This window comes from Brevibacterium aurantiacum, assembly GCF_003932995.1.
Taxonomy (GTDB): domain Bacteria; phylum Actinomycetota; class Actinomycetes; order Actinomycetales; family Brevibacteriaceae; genus Brevibacterium; species Brevibacterium aurantiacum.
In genome coordinates this window covers 1,608,542-1,627,927 of the sequence record NZ_CP025333.1, presented here as the reverse complement: position 1 = coordinate 1,627,927, position 19,386 = coordinate 1,608,542, and the positions used below count along the sequence as shown (strand labels likewise).

The following is a 19,386-nucleotide window of genomic DNA, read 5'->3' as shown; positions in this document are numbered from 1 at the left end:
TCGGGACCGCTTCAGGCCAGCAGATCCCTGATCTGAACCTCGATGTAGTCCGACTCGGCGTCGTTTCCGGGGCAGTCCAGTGCTGATCTGAAGGCACGTTCGGCCTGTTCGGGCTTGCCCACTTCCCTCAGGGTGAGGGCGTGCGCGATGTGAAAAGGTCGGTAGTCGGCCAGTCCCGGATCCGCTGCCAGCTCTTCGAGCGCGTTGAGCCCGTCCTCGGGTCCCTTCGCCTTGCCCACGGCCACCGCTCGATTGAGCGCCACCACGGGGCCGGGTTCCAGTCTGGAGAGGATGCCGTAGAGGACGAGGATCTGGTTCCAGTCGGTCTCCGAATAGGTGACGGCCTCGGCATGGAGCGCCGCAATCGTTGCCTGCACTGTGTAGGGCCCTGCTTCGGGCTCACCCGCGGCAGTCTGAGCCAGGCTCAGCCCCTCAGCGATGAGCCGCGAATCCCACAACCCGCGATCCTGCTCGGCCAGTGGCACAGGCAATCCGGCTGGGTCCGTTCGCGCCCCGGCTCGTGAACCGGTGAGCAGCAGGAGTGAGAGCAGGCCCCTGGCCTCGGTCTCCTGCGGCAGCAGCCTCACGAGCAGTCTCGCCAGTGTGATTGCCTCCTGCTGCAGATCGGTTCGACTGTGTGTGGTTCCGGTCGTCGGTACAAAGCCTTGGGTGAAGATGAGATAGACAACTCGCAGCACTCCGGGAAGGCGCTCGCGCAGCTGGTCCGCTGTGGGCCTGCCGAAGGGAATTCCTGTAGTGGTGATCCGCTTCTTGGCCCTCACGATCCGCTGCTGCATCGTCGTCGTGTCCACGAGGAACACTGCTGCCACTTCGGCGGTGCTCAGACCGGCCAGAAAACGCAGGATGAGGGCGATCTTCTCCCGTTCCTTCAACGTCGGGTGCGAGCAGGTGAAGAACAGTCCCAGCCGCTCGTCGGGGATATTCGCTGTGCTCAGCTCCTCGTCGAGGTCAGCCGAGTGTGCACGATGATCGCCCTCGTCGACCTCGGATTCGATTCTGAGTGCGGCAAGTCGACGTGCTTTCACCGCATCGGATCGGATGATGTCGAGGGCTCGATTCTTCGCAGCCGTCATCAGCCAGGCCTGCGGATTCTGCGGCACACCTCGTCGGGTCCACGTTTCCAGGGCGCGCACCATCGCCTCTTGCAGAACGTCCTCGGCCAAGTCCAGATCGTGAAAGCGTGTGGCCAACCCTGCCAACAGCCGCCCACGGTCCTCGACACCGATGGTGTGGAGGACCTGGGCGACTGCCGAGGAGTCGGCGTGATCTGCCGAGGCCATCAGTAGTCGACGAGCGGCCGAATTTCGATGTGACCGAGGGAGGATCCTGGGCTCTTCTCTGCCCAGGCAATCGCCTCGTCGATGTCGGCGACCTCGATGATGTAGCTTCCGCCGACGAATTCCCCGCTTTCGGCGAAAGGACCCGACGTCACCACCGTCTCTGCGTCTCGGGTGCTCACGCGCACCCCGGTCTCGGGACCTTCGAGGGCGAATCCGCCGACGACGATCCCCGCCGTATTGATCTCCTCGTCGAAGGCCATGAACTCACTGGGGTCGGGCCCCTCATCGGTACCGCAATCGGCATCGGCGGCATTTCCCATGAGCAGAAGTACGTACTTCATTTCTCTCTCCTTACCTCGAATGTGCGCCAGCGGGAGCTGAGCACGTCAGGCGAAGGTGCCTGACACCATACTGACGGTTGGGGGTTCCCGATATCGACAGTTCGGAGAGAGAAACTTTTCTACAGGTGTCGGTGCAGTTGGCGGGAGGCCTCGGTCAGGGAGCCGCTCACGGACGGATAGACGACGAACGAGGCTGAAAGCTGATCGACTGTCAGACGGTTCTCCACGGCCATGGTGATCGGCAGAATGAGTTCACTGGCACGAGGACCGACGACGACTCCGCCGAGAATCGAACCCGAACCTCGGCGAGCGAAGAGCTTGACGAACCCGTCCTTGATGCCCAGCATCTTCGCACGAGGATTCGTGTCCAGAGGCAGCATCACCGTATCGATGTCGGTCGAATTCTCCCGGTAGTCGGACTGGGTGAAGCCGACGGTCGCAATCTCCGGTGCGGTGAACACGTTCGATGCGACGTGGCGAATCTTCAGCGGCTGCACTGCGTCGCCGAGGGCATGGAACATCGCAATCCGGCCCTGCATGGCCGCGACGGATGCCAGCGGAAGCACACCGGTGCAGTCTCCTGCGGCGTATACCCCGGAGCGGGACGTGCGCGAGACGCCGTCGACCTTGATATGGCCGGACTCGCTGACCTTGACCTTGGCAGCGCTCAGCCCCAGGTCCTCGGTGTTCGGGATCGAACCGACCGCCATCAGGCAGTGCGAGCCTTCCACTCGTCGCCCATCAGACAGTGTCACCTCGACACCGTTGTCTGTGCGCTTGACCGAGTCGGCTCGCGACCGAGACAGGACGTTCATGCCCTTGTTGCGGAAGACGTATTCCAACACGTCGGCAGCGTCCTCGTCCTGGCCAGGCAGTACCTTCTCACGAGAGGAGACCAGTGTGACCTTCGTACCCAGCGCACGGTAGGCCGAGGCGAATTCGGCACCGGTGACACCGGATCCGACGACGATGAGGTGCTCTGGCAGCTCATCGAGGTCGTAGAGCTGGGTCCAGGTGAGGATCCGTTCTGCATCCGGCTTGGCCGAATCGAGTTCACGAGGGTGGGAGCCCACCGACAGCAGGATCGTCGAGGCTTCGAGCGTGTATTCGGTGCCGCCCTCTTCGACGACTGCGACGTGGTCACGATCGGCCAGGGTTGCGGTGCCCTGAATCACCTTGACTCCGGCTCGCACCAGGGCTTGGTAGATGTCGTTAGCCTGCGCGTCGGCCAGGGACAGGATGCGCTTGTTGACGGCTTTGAGGTCCGCGATGACCGTGTCGCCGTCGTCGCCCTCGCTGTCGTAGATGCGGATGCCCAGACTCTCGGACCGGGCGATCTCCTCCATCATCTCCGCTGTGGCGATGAGTGATTTGGAGGGGACGACGTCGGTGAGGACGGCGGCCCCACCACAGCGGTTGCGCTCGATGAGCATCACGTCCGCGCCCAATTGTGCGGCAACCAGTGCGGCTTCATATCCGCCAGGGCCACCGCCGATGATGACGACTCGATCTGCAGTGGGTTCAAATTCAGTGTTCACAGAACAATTCTCTCAAATAGCGGACGGCGGGGCGAATGGACACTTCGGATCGAACGACACCGAGACGAGCCGAACATCGGCGACCGATCGCGGCACCTCGGAGTTCACCTCAGAGTTCGTCGAGAACCTCGGCGGTATCCCGGTGGAGCGCGGACAGGCGCAGGTAGGACTGTGCGTTCTGGCGCACCTTCTCCACACCGTCGTCCGTCATCTCCCGGCGCACCTTGGCCGGGACGCCTGCGACCAAAGAACGAGGCGGGATCTCTGTGCCCTCGAGGACGATTGCCCCCGCGGCGACGAGCGATTCGGTTCCCACGTGGGCGTCGTTGAGAACGGTGGCGTGCATGCCGATGAGGACATCGTCGTCGACGATCGCTCCATGGATGAGGGCCTGGTGGCCGATGGATACTCGGGAGCCGATGACGACCGGTTTGCCCTCATCGGTGTGCATGACGGTGTTGTCCTGGACGTTCGAGTCCTCGCCGATGGTGATCGGAGCGGCCTCGGCACGGAGCACGCAGCCATAGAAGACGCTGGCGCCCTTGAGCACCCTGACGTCCCCGACGAGGGTGGCGCCGGCGGCGATGAAAGCACCCGGATCGACCTGTGGGGTGTGACCGCCGACCGAGATGATGCGTGCGTGGGAAAGGTTGTCCGTTGTCATGAGTCCTCCATTGGTTCACGGTGCGATTCGGTTCTCGTAGGCGACTGAGTCCGACCCCGTACGGATCTTCTGCTCCTTCGGATCCTCTCACCGAGGTGACCAGTCGTTTCATCGTCAGTCTAGCCGCGAACGTGGGCCACTTCAGAGCTGGGTCGCAACAGAATCCGATCGTGTGCTGGTGAGCGCTGGCGGGACAGTTCAGTCGCATATTGGACGAATTTGCGTCCAGAGCCCCATAGCAGGACAATGAACAAAATATTTGTCAGAAATTTCACACTGCATTACCCTTGTGTGCCCAAAACGGTTATGTGAACCTTGGGTAAGAGAGTTGCGCGCCTGGAACTTGGGTGTCGTACACCGCGTTCACTTAATTCGTCGAAAGGTCACCATGGATTGGCGACATCGTGCAGCATGCCTCAATGAGGATCCGGAACTGTTCTTCCCGATTGGAAACACCGGACCCGCCCTGCTCCAGATCGAAGAGGCTAAGACTGTATGCCGCCGCTGTGAAGTAGTCGAGACCTGCCTGCAGTGGGCTCTGGAATCCGGTCAGGATGCCGGTGTCTGGGGCGGTCTCAGTGAAGACGAGCGTCGCGCGCTCAAGCGTCGCGCCGCACGTGCCCGCCGCGCCGGCTGAGTCCCTCGGCGACCGAAGTCGGTCGATTGCAACTTGAGTCCCTTGCTCGGAATACGAGATCTTCGCATTCTGAGCAAGGGACTCAATTGTGTCCGCACACGGGGTCAATCAAATTCGTCGGCACACCAATATTGTCGGCACAATTCGCACTGTCGCTGATTCACCCCGCACCGTGAGTGCCGCATCGCCAGGGTGCACCAAGTTGAATTGTCAGTACGTGTAGGCGATACGCGGATCAGGATCAGCGAAGAATACGCGACCGCAGTCGGCTGCCTCAGTCGTAGGAGTCGGCCCGCAGGGGTACGTCGAGGATGGCCACGGTTCCGCCGCCTTCTCGTTCCTGCCATTGGATCGAGCCTGCAAGGTCGGCAGACACCAGAGTCTTGACGATCTGTGTGCCCAGTCCGTTGCCGGGGCTGTGGTGTTCGCCCAGCCCCACACCGTCATCGGCGATCGTGACGTGCAGATGATCGCCTTCGCGTTCCGGCGTCACCCACACATGACCGGTCAGCGTCTCGCCTGGAGCGAGATTCTCCTGCTCCGCGACAGGGAAGCCGTGTTCGATCGCGTTGGTGATCAGCTCGGTGATCGCCAGGGCCAGCGAGGTGGCATCGGCGGAGGAGATGGTGCCGAAGCTGCCGCAGCGCTTGAGACTGATCTGGACCAATGGACTTGTCAGCTCAGGGGTCAACCGCAATCCCTTGTCGACGACCTCGTCGAAGTCCACCTCGGATTCGACGCCCTGGCTGAGCACATCATGGACGACGGCGATGATCGAGACTCTGCGCATCGCCTCCGTCAGAGCGCCCTTGGCCTCGGGGCTGTCGATCCGACGAGTCTGCAGCCGCAGCAGTGCCGAAACGGTCTGCAGGTTGTTCTTCACCCGGTGGTGCATCTCTTTGATCATCGCATCGCGTGAGAGCAGCTCACGTTTGCGACGTCTGATCTCAGAGACGTCGCGAGCGAGGACGATCGCGCCGGTGCGAGTGCCCTCATCGGTCAGCGGGATCGCTCGCAGCGACACACTCGTGCGGCCGACTTCGAGCTCGGTCCGCCACGGGGCACGGCCGGTGAGCACGAGCGGCAGAGTCTCATCGACCTGACGCAGCTCCGTGCTCAGACTCGACACCACCTCGGCGAGATAATCGCCTTCGACCTCGCCCCGGTGACCGAGGCGGTGCATGAGCGAAACCGCGTTCGGGGACGCGTACTGGACATGGGAGTCACGGTCGAGGATGAAGATGCCGTCTCCGACGCGTGGTTCACCGTGCCGGGCACCACTGGGAGCCTCACGATCGGGGAAGGCACCCTGCGCGATCATGGTCAGCAGCGACATCGCCGACTGTGTGTAGTACTTCTCCAGTCGCGACGAACCTCGACGACGGACTTCCTCGGAATACCGGACCATGATGGCAATCGGCACTCCCCCGCGGACGAGGGGCACCGCCTCGGCGGAGACTTCCGTGTCGTCGGTGCCGGCATTGACGCCCAGGGACTTCGCCTGCGCCACCTTCGTGACCAACTCATTTGTGCTGGTTGCCGTGTCCAGGAGCTCCCGTTCGAGTCCGGTGGCTCGGGCGCCGATGAGATCACGATTGAACAGGGTCGCACCGGTGGTCGGTCGCGCGTGTGCGACCACCGTATATGCCCCACTGGCAGAGGGCACCCACAGGACGAGGTCGGCAAACGACAGATCGGCGATGAGCTGCCAGTCCCCCACCAGCAGGTGGATGTGTTCGACGTCGGTCTCGTCGGTGATGCCTTCGGCAGCCAGGAGTTCGTTGAGCACTGTGTTCTTCTTCCGGATGGGCAACGGCACTAGCCGATGATGGCGGCCCAGACGCCGGCAGACCTACGGACTCGAAGTCCGTGAGTCTGCCGACGTCAGCGATGATCTGACGCTATCACTGATCTCCTGCGCTCAACCTCAGGCGCCGTGCTCCGATTCCCATGCGGAGGAACGGACCACTCCGCGCATCATGCGCAGCAGCACCGACAGCGGAGCCTGGGTCACGGTCTCGAGTCCCAAGATCGTCTCGGTCGTATCCAGCACTCGCGCGGCCACGGTGTCGTTGCGCTCGAGCCACTCGCTCAGACGCTGGTTGGCTCGTTCGTCCGGGGTCCCGGAGATCGGTGAGTCGGTCGCGGCGAGCACTGTTCCGGCCACGGAGAGGATGGCCGAGTAGAAGTCATCACGCAGCGAACCCCGTGCCAGCGCCGACCACCGGTCGCTGCGGTCGAGATCGCCGATGAGAGTGAGGACCTGCGAACCGGAGAACTTGTCGTTGACCGCGTAGTAGAGCTCAGCGACGTCCTCGGCTGATTCACCTGCTCGGGAGGCCAGCTGGGCAATGTCGAGGAGCACGAACTCATCGAGCAGGGCCGCCGCTCGCCATGCGAGTTCACTGGGCACACCCTCGTCGATGAAGCCTTCAGCCGTCGCCTTCATGCTCGCGGCGTCGAACCCGTCAACGAGGTCGGGCACGCGATCCCGCAGTGCTGCGACGACACTGCCATACCGCTCAATGCCGGAATCCACGTCAAGCGTGTCCGGGGCCTGCTGGACCAGCCACCGCGAGGAGCGATCGAGCAGACGCACATAGGCATGCTGCAGCTGGACCTGGACGGCGGTGGGCACCTTGTTGTCGAGCGCGCATACGGCCTCGAAGAAGTCATCGAGTCCGAAGATCTCGGAGACGACGACGAAGACGCGGGCGATCTGCGGCACCGAGGCCGGAGTCTCTTCCAACATGCGGTAGACGTAGGTGAGTCCGCCGCGGTCGATCATCCGGTTGACGAGCTTGGCCGTCGCGATCTCCCGGTGCAGGGGGTGCTCCGGGATCAGCTCTCCGTACTTCTCGACCAGGGAATCGGGGAAGTAGGAACTCAGTTCCCGCTTCATCCACTCTTCATCGGGAACCACGCTGTCGAGGATCTCATCGGCCGCATGCATCTTGGCGTAGGCCAGCAGAACGGCCAACTCTGGAGAGACATAGGAGTTGAACTCACGTTTGGTCAGTTCCTGCGCATCGGGCAGGAACTCGACCTGGCGATCGAGGTCGGCGTTCTTCTCCAGGTAGCTCAGCATCCGGCCGTAGGTGCCCGACATCGATTCGGTCTGTGCCCGTGCCTCGCCGAGGACGACGTTCTGGGCGTAGTTGTTCGACAGCACCCGATCGGCGACATCATCGGTGAAGGACAGGAGCACGCGCTCGCGATCCTCGGCGGCGAAGGCACCCTTGTGGAGCAGGGTGCGCAGGAGCAGCTTGATGTTGACCTCGTGGTCGGAGCTGTCCACACCTGCCGAGTTGTCGACGGCGTCGGTGTTGATCGCCACACCGTTCAATGCCGCTTCGACACGTCCCAGCTGGGTCACACCGAGGTTGCCGCCCTCTCCGACGACCCGGCTGCGCACGTCGCGACCGTCGATGCGGATGGCGTCATTGGCCTTGTCCCCGACATCGGCGTGGCTCTCATCGGAGGACTTGATGTAGGTTCCGATTCCGCCGTTGTAGACGAGGTCGACAGGGGCTTTGAGGATCTGTGACATCAGTTCGGCGGGACTGCGCTTGCCGGGATCGAGTCCCAGAACCGCGGCGGCCTCGTGACTGAGGTCGATCGACTTCGCCGACCGGGGGAAGACTCCGCCCCCGTTGGAGATGAGCTCCCTGTCGTAGTCCTGCCAGCTGGAGCGCGGCAGGTCGAAGAGACGTTTGCGCTCGACGAAGCTGCGTGCGGCATCGGGATTCGGATCGAGGAAGATGTCTCTGTGGTCGAAGGCTGCGACGAGCCTGATGTGCTCGCTGCGGAGCATTCCGTTGCCGAAGACGTCACCGCTCATGTCACCGATTCCCACGACAGTGAAGTCGTCGGCCGCGGTATTGACCCCGAGCTCACGGAAGTGTCGTTCGACGGATTTCCATGCACCGCGGGAGGTGATGGCCATCTTCTTGTGGTCGTAGCCGACTGAGCCGCCGGAGGCGAAGGCGTCGCCGAGCCAGAAGTCGCGGCGTTCGGCAATCGCGTTGGCCACGTCAGAGAAGCGTGCCGTGCCCTTGTCCGCGGCGACGACGAGGTAGTAGTCATCGCCGTCGTGTCGGACCACACGGTCCGGGTGGACGACCTCTTGGGTGCCGTCGGCGCCGTAGACGAGATTGTCGGCAACCTCGAGAAGGCTTTCGATGAAGACCTCGTAGGCGGCTTGACCGGCGGCCATCCACGCATCGCGGTCGCTCATCGGCGGCAGCTGCTTGGGGAAGAATCCGCCCTTGGCGCCGGTCGGAACGATGAGCGCGTTCTTAACCATCTGAGCCTTGACGAGACCGAGGACCTCGGTGCGGAAGTCATCACGACGATCAGACCACCGCAGGCCGCCGCGGGCCACTGTTCCAAAGCGCAGGTGCACGCCCTCAACCTGAGGCGAGTACACCCACATCTCCAGGGCTGGCTTCGGCTTGGGCACGAAGCTGAGGTCGTTGGCGCGGATCTTGAGTACGAGCGCTGTCGGCAGTTCGCCGTCTTCGTCCAGGAAGTAGTTCGTCCGCACTGTGGCGCGCAGCAGTTCGAGAGAGGACCGCAGGACACGGTCCGCGTCGAGGCTGGCGACATCGCTGAGTGCCGACTCGATCGCGGTGTTGAGTTCGGTCATCCTGTCATCGCGTCCGGCATCGTCGGCGGTGGGGTCGAACTTCGCGAAGAAGTAGTCCACCAACAGGCGTGAGATCTCCGGATTGTCGCTGTAGACCTCACCGACGTAGGCGTCGGAGTACGTGAAGCCGGCCTGGCGCAGGTATTTGCCCAAAGCACGGATGATCGTGACATGCTTCCAGTGCATTCCGCACACGACGAGGCGGTCGAAGACTCCAGCTTCCTTCTTGCCTTCCCAGCCGGCGATGAACGCATCAGAGATCCGTTCGCAGTCGCCATCGTCGAGTTCCTCGGGGAAGGTCAACCCGAAGTCGTAGATGTAGCGGTGTTCCCCGCCAGCGAGGTCGAGTTCATGGGGACGTTCGTCGAGAACGGTCGCGCCGAAGGCCGTGAGGAACGGAAGCACTTCCGAGAGTCCGACTCGTTCCTTGCGGTAGAGGGCCAATCGCACAGGTGCATCTGTGGTGTCCTCCGGACGATAGAGGCGAACCGCGGGGCCGTGACCGGCTTCCAGCGCTTCGAACCGGGAGACGTCGGCGATGGCGTCGGCGGGAGAATGATGTTCTTCGTAGCTGGGTGGGAACGCCTTCGACCACCGGTTCGCGCGTGCCACTGAGCTGTCGTTGTCGCCTCGCTCTGTGGGTGCGAGGAAGGCGTGGACGTCTTCGGACCAGGAACGCACTGCGCCGACGATCCGCTTCTCCACGGTCTTGGGATCGATCTGCGGCAGTTCCATGTCACGGCCGACACGGGCCACGAAGTGAATGCGTGCCAATGCGGATTCCGTCAGCAGCACGTCGAAGTCGACGCTCTCGGCGTTGTAGAACTTGCGCAGCACCTCTTGGACCCGCATGCGTGCGGCCGTGTCGTAGAGATCGCGGGGCAGGTAGAGGATGACGGAGACGAATCGCTGGTACGGGTCGCGGCGGACGAAGACGCGTGACTGGCGGCGCTCCTGCATGTCGACGATCTGCATGACGACGTCGAAGATCGTCTCCGTTACGTCGTGCAGGAGGTCATCGCGGGGGTAGGTCTCGAGGACGCCCAGGAGTTCGTTGGCCGAATGGGAGCCGGCGGGGAACCCGCTGGCCGACAGTATCTTGCGCACCTTGCGGTTGATGACCGGGATGTTGAGCACGCTGTCGTTGTAGAACTCAGGCTTGAACACACCGACGAAACGACGTTCACCGACGATCTCACCAGCCGAGTCGAAGGTCTTCACCCCGATGTAGTCCATGAACGAGCCGCGGATGACGCGCGAGCGTGAGTTTGCCTTCGTCAGCACCAGAACGTGCGGCTCGAGGGCCTTGTCTGCCACGGCGCGGCTCAACGGCGACTTCGTCAGCGGCCGCAGGGCGGAGATGCCCAGCGAGGTGTGCTCGATCGGCTCAAGGCTGCTCTGGCTCTCATCGTGAGAGTAGTCGTACTCGCGGTATCCGAGGAAGGTGAAGTGACCGTCGAGCCAGTTGAGCAACTCCGCTGCGGCTTCCGCTTCGGAGGCGAGCTCCGGGCGCGGAGGCTGCGTCTGCAGTTCCTTCGCGATGTCCTTGGCTCGGATCGCCATGGCGCTGGCATCGGTGGCAGCGGCTGTCACGTAGTCGAGGACGCTGCGCAGCTGGTCCTTCAGCCCGGGGAGGTCCTCTTCGGGGAGGCGATCGATCTCGAGACGAATCCACGACTGCTGCTGAGGAAGGTCTGTTGCGGGGGTCTCGTTGGGCTCAGAGATCAGGGGGATGCCGGCGGTGTCGGCGGAGACGGCTGGTGCCTCGGCACGTGAGAGCACCGACAGCCCCGATCCCTGGCCTTCGACGGCGATGATGGGGTGGTGGACCTGCCGGATGGCTCGACCGCTGGTGGCCAGATCGCTGACGATCGAGGACACCAGGTGCGGCATGTCGGTGAGGACCATCGCAATGACAGTGTGATTGTCACGGAATTCGGGAGAGTCGACATCGGGATTGTAGATGGAGATCTGCGGTGATCTGCCGTCGTACTCAAGTCCCAGCGCGTAGTGTGAGGCAGCCGCTGCGGCCAATGCCTCTGTTCCTGCTTCGGAGGTGCCTGGTTCGAAACGCGGATAGTACGCCTCGATGAAGTTCTCCGGGGCACCTTGTCCCCTCTGCTTCCTCCACTCTTCTGCAATGTCCGAATATGAGACCTGAGACACCATGTCACCTCTATGATCAGCGCGCAAAATTTACTGCGATTCGACGTCGAACCGCCATCACCCACACTATGCCGTAATGCCCAGAAAGGCACGCCGACGGCGATGCTGGGTCAGGACGATGAACTACTGGCAAACTGGAGCTATGCGAACTCTGACTCTCAACCATGATTACTCGGAATCTCTGTCCGATTTTCTTCTCAGGCTTGCCGACGCCTCGACGTGGCAGTCACTGGGATATGAAGCCCAGGCAGAACGAATCGATCCCGACACCGAGGTGACGGTGAAGACGCCGCTGCCCAAGGATGAGATGCCCTCGGCCCTGGCCTCCCACCTGCCGGCGGATGCCGAACTCGTTGAGGTCTACATGATTCCCGGCGACGTCATCGGTGACAGCGCGGAGATCAGGATGACCGCCCACGCGGCCGGAGTGCCCGTTGAGATCGATGCGCTCATCACGCTGACCCAGAAGGACGCGGGAACTTCGCTGTCGGTGCGCGCCGAGATCAGCTCCTCGATTCCCCTGTTCGGGTCGATGATCGAACAGGCCGTGGTGCCTATTCTGCAGAACCGTCTCGACGATCGGCTGAACAAGCTCGAACGCGCCTGAGACTGCGGCGCGCCCGGTCTCAGGCGCGTTCAGTCTCAGCTATGTCCGCGTCCGGTCTCAGCTGCGTTCGCGCAGCAGCTCGGGAAGCTCGGTCGCGTCGTACCAGAGCAGATCTGAGTCGCCGAGGTGGTCCTCTGCCGCTTCGCGTCCGCCGTCGGCCCCGATCTTGGCAGCTTCTTCCCAGACCTCGACCTCGTCGATGTGGATGCTCACGATCGAGGTCACGTCGACCTCGGGAAGGCTGAGCAGGTCGAAGCCGTCGACGAGTTCCTCACCGGCAGTTGCATCGGGTGCGTCGTAGGCGACGACGGCGCGTGGCGAGGGCTCTTGGATGTCTGCGGGACCGTCCTCGAATGACTGGGTGGCGGCCAGTGCGGCCGCAATGTAGAGAGCGTCGAACTCTCGCGCCTCAAGTTCATCTCCGCCCAGCCCTCGACCGTGGGCGTCGGGGGCGACCGCATGCACGGAGGCGAGTCCTCGGCGAAGTGCGTCCAGTGTGGTCGGGATGTAGCAGCGAATCGACATGCTCCAATCTTAAAGGGACTTCACCCTGCGCCCCGAACCTGTCTTCCTAGAGCGCTTTCGTGCCGGGAGCAGTTCGGCCACCGCGGCAGCGTACTCCTGGCTGAGCACGGATTTCGGATTCTCCTCGTGGAGCGTGTGTCCGGCCAACATGGCGGCATCGGTCGTCACACGATCTTCGCTGAAGATGAAGTCGGGATCCCGACGGACGAACCTGGACAGCACTTCCCGGATTCGCCCCTCGGCGGGGTGGCCGACGGCTGACGAGCGGACCTTCGTGATGCCGATGCGCATTCTCGAACCCAGCGACTCCACTCTGTCGGTGCCCAGCAGTTTGACGAGCCTCTGCAGTCCGATCGGATCTCCGGCAGCGAGGACGAGCACCGTGTCGGCGGCGTCGAGAGCAGCCCGGGTCGCACAGTGCCGGTCGTAGAACGGATCGGCGAAGTCATCGTCGGGGTCGACTCGGTCGGAGACGTCGACGACCACGAGGTCGAACATCTTCGCCAGGCGAGCCAGCACCGCGGTGAGGACCGAAGCGCGCACTTCCGGCCACCTGTCGGGCCTGGTCAAACCGGTGATGGCATGGAAGTCCTCGCGTATCGCAGCACGCGGAACGCCGGAGACGTCCAGGGGCGGCGCCTTCTCCGCCTCGAGTCGGCAGAGGCTTGCCAAGTGTGCCGACTCCTCCGTCAACCCCAGGGTCGTTGCCACCATCGCGGCTACTGTGTCGGCATCGACGACGACGCTGCGATGCCCTTGTCTGGCCCCATGATCGCCGAGGTTGACCGCCGTGAGCGTGCGACCCGGAGAGGAGCCGGTTCCCCAGACCGTGACGATATGTCCCTGACCGCTCGCCGACCCAGGTGGGGCGATGGGCCGCGGCGGAACAACAGTGGAGTCGCGAGTGTCGTTGAGCGCCTGGGCGACGGTCTCAGCATCGGCATTCGACGGGACGCTGGTGCTGATGCCGAGTGCCGTCAATGCCGCGGTGTCATTGCCGAACCCCAGCACCGCCGTCCCCGTTGCCAGGATCGATGCGATGACCTGCGCGTCGAGGCCCGGAAAATACTGCCCGACGATGACGACGTCGGCGCTGCCGGTCCGACACAATGCGAGCAGTTCGACCTCGTCCGCGGGGCGAGCGACGATGGTGACATCGTCGACCTCACTGAGGAGTTCGAACAGGATGAGATCGAATTCGAAGTCCACAGCCAGGAGGACCTGCGTCATGACTGGCCGCCCTCGGCCTTGACTTCAGCGGGGGCGCCGACAACGGAGAGCACGCTGTTGCCGTCGAGGGCTCCGAGAACATCGGAGAGTTCAGTGCTGGCGACGAAGACCTCGATCCTGGCACCGTCTCCGACACCGAAGCTGCCCACCTCACGGGAGATGTTCGACACCGGTGCCGAGGTCACGATCTGCTCTGGGTCGATGCCCTCATCATCGAGCCCCTTCGACTCCGGCTGCGCCCAGACATCGACCAGGCTGCCGGTGTCCACGACCGTCGGGACAGAGCCCGCGACATCGATGGCCACAATTCTGCCGTCGAGTTCCGCGACGGGCGCCAGCGCCGAGGCTGGCAGCAGCTCACCGGCGGCGATGACCGTGCGCACACTCGAGCGATCCGGGATTCCTGCGTCGGCCGAGAGGTACTTGTCTCCGATGTCTGCCAGGTTCACCTCCGCAATCGTCAGATCGTCCGCACTGACCACCTGACCTGGGACCAGAGGCGAGGCGCTGGCCCACACGCGGGTCGTCGCATTCGCGGCGCTGATGAGCAGATAGGTCGCGACGATGGCCACGACGACGAGGACCGCTCCGACCAGCAGTCTGGCATCGGTCCACTTGGGCCGACGAATTCGTTTTGAGAGCTCCATTGCATCTCCACCTTTGGAAAATTTCCCATGACAGGAACTGTTTCTGAGTGATAGTATTGAACACCAAACGAGGTCAAAGCAATGGTTTTGGCAAAATTAGTCACCAAGCAATCAGTCACCTGGAATGAGAAGGGGCCCTCATGGTCGTCGAAAATCGCTTCCTGCCGCTCACCGATGTGGCCGATCTGCTCAATGTCTCGATCGCTCAGGCGCGGGCCCTGGTCCGCACCGGCGACCTGCGCGCCATCAAAGTCGGCGGACGCGGACAGTGGCGTGTGGAGAAGACCGAGATCGAAGCGTACATCCAGCGGATGTATGAACGCACCGAGCACGAGATCAAGACCGGCTCGCTCGAAGACTGAGCGCACCGCAGCGCTCGAACCGTCAGCACTGCCTAGGCGAATGGGTTGGTCCTGGCACGCACCAGCACGATCGCTCGGTGCGGAATGATCCGACCTGAGATCTCAACATAGTCGGCGGCGACCATGTCGCTGCGCCCACGAATAGTCCCACCATCCCCCGCCAATTCCAGCGAGATCTCCTCGTGATCGGCGGCCAGGCGCCTCAGCGCAGACGCCATCCCCAACCGCTCCAAGGCACCGGGTTCGTATCTGTGCCGTCGGGAACGGGTGCGAATCTCTCGAATCGAGTCGATGGCCACGACCACTGTCTCGACGCCGGCGATGACGAAGATTCCATCGCCCAGGAACACGGCGGTCCCGGATATCTCCCGGTCAGCAACCACTACCTGAACCGGCTGACCGAGCGTTCCACGCATCCGCTCGAGCAGGGTGCGCTGCGCAGCATGGACCGCGAGTTCATCACCGAACTCCCCACGCCTGGCGTGGATCTCCCGAGACGCGTGCATTGCTTCGACATCCGCAAGGAGAGCGTCGATCCGATCGTCCATGATCTGAAGCCTGCCGCAGTGACGAGCGTGAGGCAAGGGATTCCGACCCGTACATGAGAACTACACTACTGTAGTTATATTTGTCTATTGACATCGAACGTTATCTACCGACATCATTGGTGTACGTTTCCAATGAAGGATCGCTTTCATGTATCTGCTGGCAGCTTGCACCATCTCGTGGCTCTGTCTGATCGGTGCGTTCATCACCGCGTGGGTTCAGCTCCCAGAGCCACGCAGCACCACCGATCTCGTCATCCTCATCATCGTCGGCACAGCTGCGGCGCTGTCGTCTCGGCTCGGTGTGGTGTCTCTGCTGACGATGCTGATCAGGCTCCTGCCCCGAGGTCGGGTGAGAACACTGGCCACAGGGACGGTCCTGCGCATCGTGCCCGCCGTGCTGCGTTCGAGTGTTCTCGCTGTGGCCTCGGCGAGCCTGACGCTTCACGCGGCACAGGCCTCTCCCCTGCCGGAGGGCGCACCTCCACGAGACGCTCACTACGCCGCCGCTGCCGCAACGAATGCCGCACCGAGTGCCGCGCCCGATCCGGACGGGCCGAGTGCCGCGCTCGATCCGGGCTGGCCGACTGCAGTCGCCGACGATCCCTCGCTGGACCCCGGCTGGCCGACAGTTCCACCGCCTGCTGACTCCGACTCATCAGGTCCGACGCGTCCTCCCTCCCCTGACCAGGGTGGACCAGCGGCCGACACCGGTGCCCCTGACCCTGATCCAGACAGTCCTGACCCAGCTGCAGACAGCGACGACTCGGCTCCACCAGGTGCCGACGACGAGGTCGGCGTTCATATCGTCGGCGTCGGGGAAAGCCTGTGGTCGATCGCAATCAGCCAGCCCTCATCCGGTGGCACCGCCCAAGACATCGTCGATGACATCTACTCAGCAAACAAGGACGTCATCGGCACGAATCCGAACCTCATCATGCCCGGCCAACGATTGGAGATCCAGCCATGACCGCCCCACTGGTGCTTTCACGCCCACGAGTGGCAAACACGCCACCTGCCAACTCACGACAGAACCGGATCGGCACTGCCCCAGCGGCAAAGACGACCCAGGTCGCAGCGGATCGGGATGACAGCCGCATCGCAGCCACCGCAACCTCATTGGCGGTGGCGTGCTTGGAGATCTTCGCTGGCATACGGCGCAGCGATTCCATCTCCCGTTGGGTCGACCGGGGACTGCTGGAGAAGATCGATCAGCGGGCCCAGCTGCGTGCCGAGGTGGCGCCGGCCAAGCCGGTGGGTGAGCTCGGGCCATCTCGAACGCTGCAGGCTGGCAATGCGCGAGTCTGTCGTGTCACCGGTGACGTCGCCGAAGTCACTGTCATCGTCCGCACCCAGAGTCGCTTCCGGGCGGTGGCAATTCGCTTGGAACTGCTCACCACCCGGTGGACGATGACTGCTCTGCAGACGATGTGAATTCGTTGTCAGAGCCGAAGAATCAGCTCTTCGCCTTCTTCTTCGCACGACGCTCGGCACGGTTGGCCGGCTGCTCGGCTCCGGCCTCGTCACCCTCGGACTCAGACATCGAGGATGAGCCGTCCTCGGACGGAGCGGACAGCTGCATCTTGGGCGTGGTGTGACGCAGCTCTGCCGCATCGACCTCGACCTCGGAGTCATCGTCGGCTGCATCGTCGGCCCGGTTCACGGTCACTTCCAGGGTATTGGTGAGGCGGACGACGTCCTCCTTGATCCCATCCTGCATGGTCTTGAACATGTCGAAGCCTTCGCGCTGGTATTCCACCAGCGGATCCTTCTGCGCCATGGCCCGCAGACCGATGCCGTTCTTCAGGTAGTCCATCTCGTAGAGGTGTTCGCGCCACCGTTTATCGATGACCGAGAGCACGACCCGTCGTTCGAGTTCACGGGTTGCCTCTTCGCCCAGAGCCTCTTCGCGCTGCTCGTAGAACACCTCGATGTCGGACTGGATCTCACGGTTGAGACGGTTCTTCGTCAGGTTTCCGATTGCGCCGACCTCGTCGGCCAGGTCCTCTTCGGTGATTGAGGGCTGATAGATCTTGCCCAGTGCTTCGAAGAGTTCGCCCACCTTCCAGTCCTCGACCGGACCGGTGGTCGCCTCGGCGACATAGGCGTCGATGACCTCCTCGCGGAACTTCGAGACCTGGTCTTCCAGGTCCGCCCCGTCGAGAACGCTGCGACGCTCGTCGTAGATCACTGTGCGCTGGCGGTTGAGCACGTCATCGTATTTGAGGACGTTCTTGCGCTGTTCGGCATTGCGCTGTTCGATCTGCGACTGCGCGGAGAGGATCGCTCTGGAGACCATCTTGGATTCCAGCGGGACGTCGTCGGGAACATTGGCGGTGGCCATGATCCGTTCAGCGGCACCGGAGCCGAAGAGTCGCATCAGATCATCGGTCAGTGAGAGGTAGAAGCGGCTCTCGCCGGGGTCACCCTGACGTCCCGAACGTCCCCGCAGCTGGTTGTCGATGCGCCGGGATTCGTGACGTTCGGTGCCCAGGACGTACAGGCCACCGGCCTCGACGACCTCTTCGGCTTCGCTCTTGACTCGCTTCTCTGCGGCTTTGAGGACGTCCTGCCATTCCGCTTCGTACTGCTCTGCGTCTTCCTGCGGGTCCAAGCCCCGCTTCTCCATCTCGGCCACGGCGATGAACTCGGCGTTGCCGCCGAGCATGATGTCGGTACCGCGGCCGGCCATGTTCGTCGCCACTGTCACGGCGTCTTTCCGACCGGCCATTGCCACGATAGAGGCCTCACCCGCGTGGTTCTTCGCGTTGAGCACCTCATGACGGATGCCGCGCTTCTTCAGGTGCTTGGAGAGGTATTCGCTCTTCTCCACGCTGGTGGTGCCCACTAGCACCGGCTGTCCGGTCTCGTGGCGTTCGGCGATGTCGTCGACGACGGCGTCGAACTTCGCGACCTCGTTCTTGTACACGAGGTCGGACTGGTCGATGCGCTGCATCGGCTTGTTCGTCGGGATCGGGACCACGCCGAGCTTATAGGTCGACATGAACTCAGCAGCTTCGGTCTCGGCTGTACCGGTCATGCCCGAGAGCTTGTCGTAGAGACGGAAGAAGTTCTGCAGGGTGATCGTCGCCAGGGTCTGGTTCTCAGCCTGGACCTTGACGTTCTCCTTGGCCTCGATGGCCTGATGCAGACCCTCGTTGTAGCGACGTCCCTTGAGCACACGACCGGTGTGTTCGTCGACGATGAGCACTTCGCCGTCGAGGATCACATAGTCTTTGTCCTTCTTGAAGAGCTCCTTCGCGCGGATCGCGTTGTTGAGGAAGCTGATCAGCGGGGTGTTCTCCGCATCGTAGAGGTTGCCGATGCCCAGGTAGTCCTCGACTCGTTCGATGCCGGGTTCGAGCACACCCACGGTGCGCTTCTTCTCATCGACTTCGTAGTCACGGTCGGTCTTGAGGCGCTTGACGACCTTGGCGAACTCTTCGTACCAGCGGTTGCCGTCGCCTTCTGCTGGACCGGAGATGATGAGCGGGGTGCGCGCCTCGTCGATGAGGATCGAGTCGACCTCGTCGACGATCGCGAAGGCGTGTCCGCGCTGGACCAGTTCGTCGGCCGACCAGGCCATGTTGTCGCGCAGGTAGTCGAAGCCGAACTCATTGTTCGTCCCGTAGGTGATGTCTGCGGCGTACTGTTTGCGACGGTTGTCCGAGGACATGTTCGCCTGGATGCAGCCTGTCTCCATACCGAGGAACCGGAACACACGGCCCATGAGTTCGGACTGATAGGTCGCCAGGTAGTCGTTGACCGTGATGACGTGCACGGACCCGCCGGTGAGCGCATTGAGATAGGCCGGTGCCGTGGCGACGAGCGTCTTGCCTTCACCGGTCTTCATCTCGGCGATGTTGCCCAAGTGCAGTGCCGCCCCGCCCATGAGCTGGACGTCGAAGTGGCGCATGCCCAGGGTGCGGCCCGAGGCCTCACGCACCGCGGCGAAGGCTTCCGGAAGCAGCGAGTCGAGGGTCTCCCCCTCCTGATAGCGCTTCTTGAAACGATCTGTTTCCTCTCGCAGTTCAGCGTCTGACATCTCGCTGAACTCCTCGGACAGCGCATTGATCGCTTCCGTGTACTGGCGGAGTTTCTTCAGCGTGCGTCCCTCACCGGTGCGCAGAAGCTTCTCGAGGAAATTAGCCACTTTTCTCCTAATCGGCATGAAT

Annotated in this window: 16 protein-coding genes; 5 read left to right on the top strand and 11 right to left on the bottom strand. The window is 62.8% G+C overall.

Translation table 11 applies throughout. The annotated features are described in order from the left end of the window. Window positions 1-11: 11 nt before the first annotated feature. From CXR25_RS07460 to CXR25_RS07445, 4 genes are all read right to left on the bottom strand, one after another. Window positions 12-1,301, bottom strand: coding sequence for an RNA polymerase sigma factor (locus CXR25_RS07460; RefSeq protein WP_069599915.1), 1,290 nt, complete (start codon window positions 1,299-1,301; stop codon window positions 12-14). Continuing rightward, window positions 1,301-1,642, bottom strand: coding sequence for a YciI family protein (locus CXR25_RS07455; RefSeq protein ID WP_125240480.1), 342 nt, complete (start codon window positions 1,640-1,642; stop codon window positions 1,301-1,303). Before CXR25_RS07455 ends, CXR25_RS07460 begins: the two co-directional genes overlap by 1 nt. A gap of 119 nt (window positions 1,643-1,761) precedes the next feature. Beyond that, window positions 1,762-3,180, bottom strand: a complete 1,419-nt coding sequence (locus tag CXR25_RS07450; protein WP_009884678.1) for an NAD(P)H-quinone dehydrogenase — start codon at window positions 3,178-3,180, stop codon at window positions 1,762-1,764. A gap of 109 nt (window positions 3,181-3,289) precedes the next feature. Then, window positions 3,290-3,844, bottom strand: a complete 555-nt coding sequence (locus CXR25_RS07445) for a gamma carbonic anhydrase family protein (protein WP_009884679.1) — start codon at window positions 3,842-3,844, stop codon at window positions 3,290-3,292. Between the two features lie 388 nt (window positions 3,845-4,232). On the opposite strand from CXR25_RS07445, the gene CXR25_RS07440 reads away from it, so the two are divergent. Continuing rightward, on the top strand, window positions 4,233-4,481 hold the full coding sequence (locus CXR25_RS07440) for a WhiB family transcriptional regulator (protein ID WP_009884680.1): 249 nt from the start codon (window positions 4,233-4,235) through the stop codon (window positions 4,479-4,481). Between the two features lie 274 nt (window positions 4,482-4,755). On the opposite strand, the gene CXR25_RS07435 is transcribed toward CXR25_RS07440, so the two are convergent. Beyond that, entirely contained in the window at window positions 4,756-6,270 is a 1,515-nt protein-coding gene (locus CXR25_RS07435; RefSeq protein WP_009884681.1) for a sensor histidine kinase, read from the bottom strand. 138 nt (window positions 6,271-6,408) lie between these two features. Continuing rightward, window positions 6,409-11,298 carry an NAD-glutamate dehydrogenase gene (locus CXR25_RS07430; RefSeq protein ID WP_125240479.1) on the bottom strand — a complete coding sequence of 1,630 codons (4,890 nt, stop codon included), beginning with the start codon at window positions 11,296-11,298 and terminating at the stop codon, window positions 6,409-6,411. Between the two features lie 139 nt (window positions 11,299-11,437). Between CXR25_RS07430 and CXR25_RS07425 the strand changes: the two genes are divergently transcribed. Further along, window positions 11,438-11,902 carry a DUF2505 domain-containing protein gene (locus tag CXR25_RS07425; RefSeq protein ID WP_009884683.1) on the top strand — a complete coding sequence of 155 codons (465 nt, stop codon included), beginning with the start codon at window positions 11,438-11,440 and terminating at the stop codon, window positions 11,900-11,902. A 57-nt stretch (window positions 11,903-11,959) separates the two neighbouring features. Here CXR25_RS07425 and CXR25_RS07420 read toward each other — a convergent pair whose 3' ends face one another. Genes CXR25_RS07420 through CXR25_RS07410 form a run of 3 tightly spaced genes read right to left on the bottom strand, consistent with a single transcriptional unit; the run spans window position 11,960 to window position 14,304 of the window. After that, window positions 11,960-12,427: a DUF6912 family protein gene (locus CXR25_RS07420; protein WP_125240478.1), complete on the bottom strand. Its 468-nt coding sequence runs from the start codon at window positions 12,425-12,427 to the stop codon at window positions 11,960-11,962. A gap of 9 nt (window positions 12,428-12,436) precedes the next feature. Beyond that, window positions 12,437-13,657: a CpaE/TadZ family protein gene (locus CXR25_RS07415; RefSeq protein WP_069599910.1), complete on the bottom strand. Its 1,221-nt coding sequence runs from the start codon at window positions 13,655-13,657 to the stop codon at window positions 12,437-12,439. Next, window positions 13,654-14,304, bottom strand: a complete 651-nt coding sequence (locus tag CXR25_RS07410; protein ID WP_009884686.1) for an SAF domain-containing protein — start codon at window positions 14,302-14,304, stop codon at window positions 13,654-13,656. The genes CXR25_RS07415 and CXR25_RS07410 overlap by 4 nt, the downstream gene beginning before the upstream one ends. 140 nt (window positions 14,305-14,444) lie before the next feature. Between CXR25_RS07410 and CXR25_RS07405 the strand changes: the two genes are divergently transcribed. Next, entirely contained in the window at window positions 14,445-14,666 is a 222-nt protein-coding gene (locus CXR25_RS07405) for a helix-turn-helix domain-containing protein (RefSeq protein ID WP_009884687.1), read from the top strand. Window positions 14,667-14,698: 32 nt separating this feature from the next. Here the strand turns inward: CXR25_RS07405 and CXR25_RS07400 are convergent, their stop codons facing one another. Beyond that, window positions 14,699-15,214: a hypothetical protein gene (locus CXR25_RS07400; protein WP_009884688.1), complete on the bottom strand. Its 516-nt coding sequence runs from the start codon at window positions 15,212-15,214 to the stop codon at window positions 14,699-14,701. 148 nt (window positions 15,215-15,362) lie between these two features. Here CXR25_RS07400 and CXR25_RS07395 point away from each other — a divergent pair, with 148 nt between their 5' ends. Both CXR25_RS07395 and CXR25_RS07390 read left to right on the top strand, forming a co-directional pair. Next, on the top strand, window positions 15,363-16,181 hold the full coding sequence (locus CXR25_RS07395; RefSeq protein WP_069599909.1) for a LysM peptidoglycan-binding domain-containing protein: 819 nt from the start codon (window positions 15,363-15,365) through the stop codon (window positions 16,179-16,181). Further along, complete coding sequence (locus CXR25_RS07390; protein ID WP_069599908.1) at window positions 16,178-16,645, top strand: Rv3235 family protein; 468 nt, start codon at window positions 16,178-16,180, stop codon at window positions 16,643-16,645. Before CXR25_RS07395 ends, CXR25_RS07390 begins: the two co-directional genes overlap by 4 nt. A 22-nt stretch (window positions 16,646-16,667) precedes the next feature. Here CXR25_RS07390 and secA read toward each other — a convergent pair whose 3' ends face one another. Further along, window positions 16,668-19,364 (bottom strand): preprotein translocase subunit SecA, encoded by a 2,697-nt coding sequence (gene secA / locus CXR25_RS07385; RefSeq protein ID WP_069599907.1) that lies wholly within the window; start codon window positions 19,362-19,364, stop codon window positions 16,668-16,670. Between the last annotated feature and the right edge of the window lie 22 nt (window positions 19,365-19,386).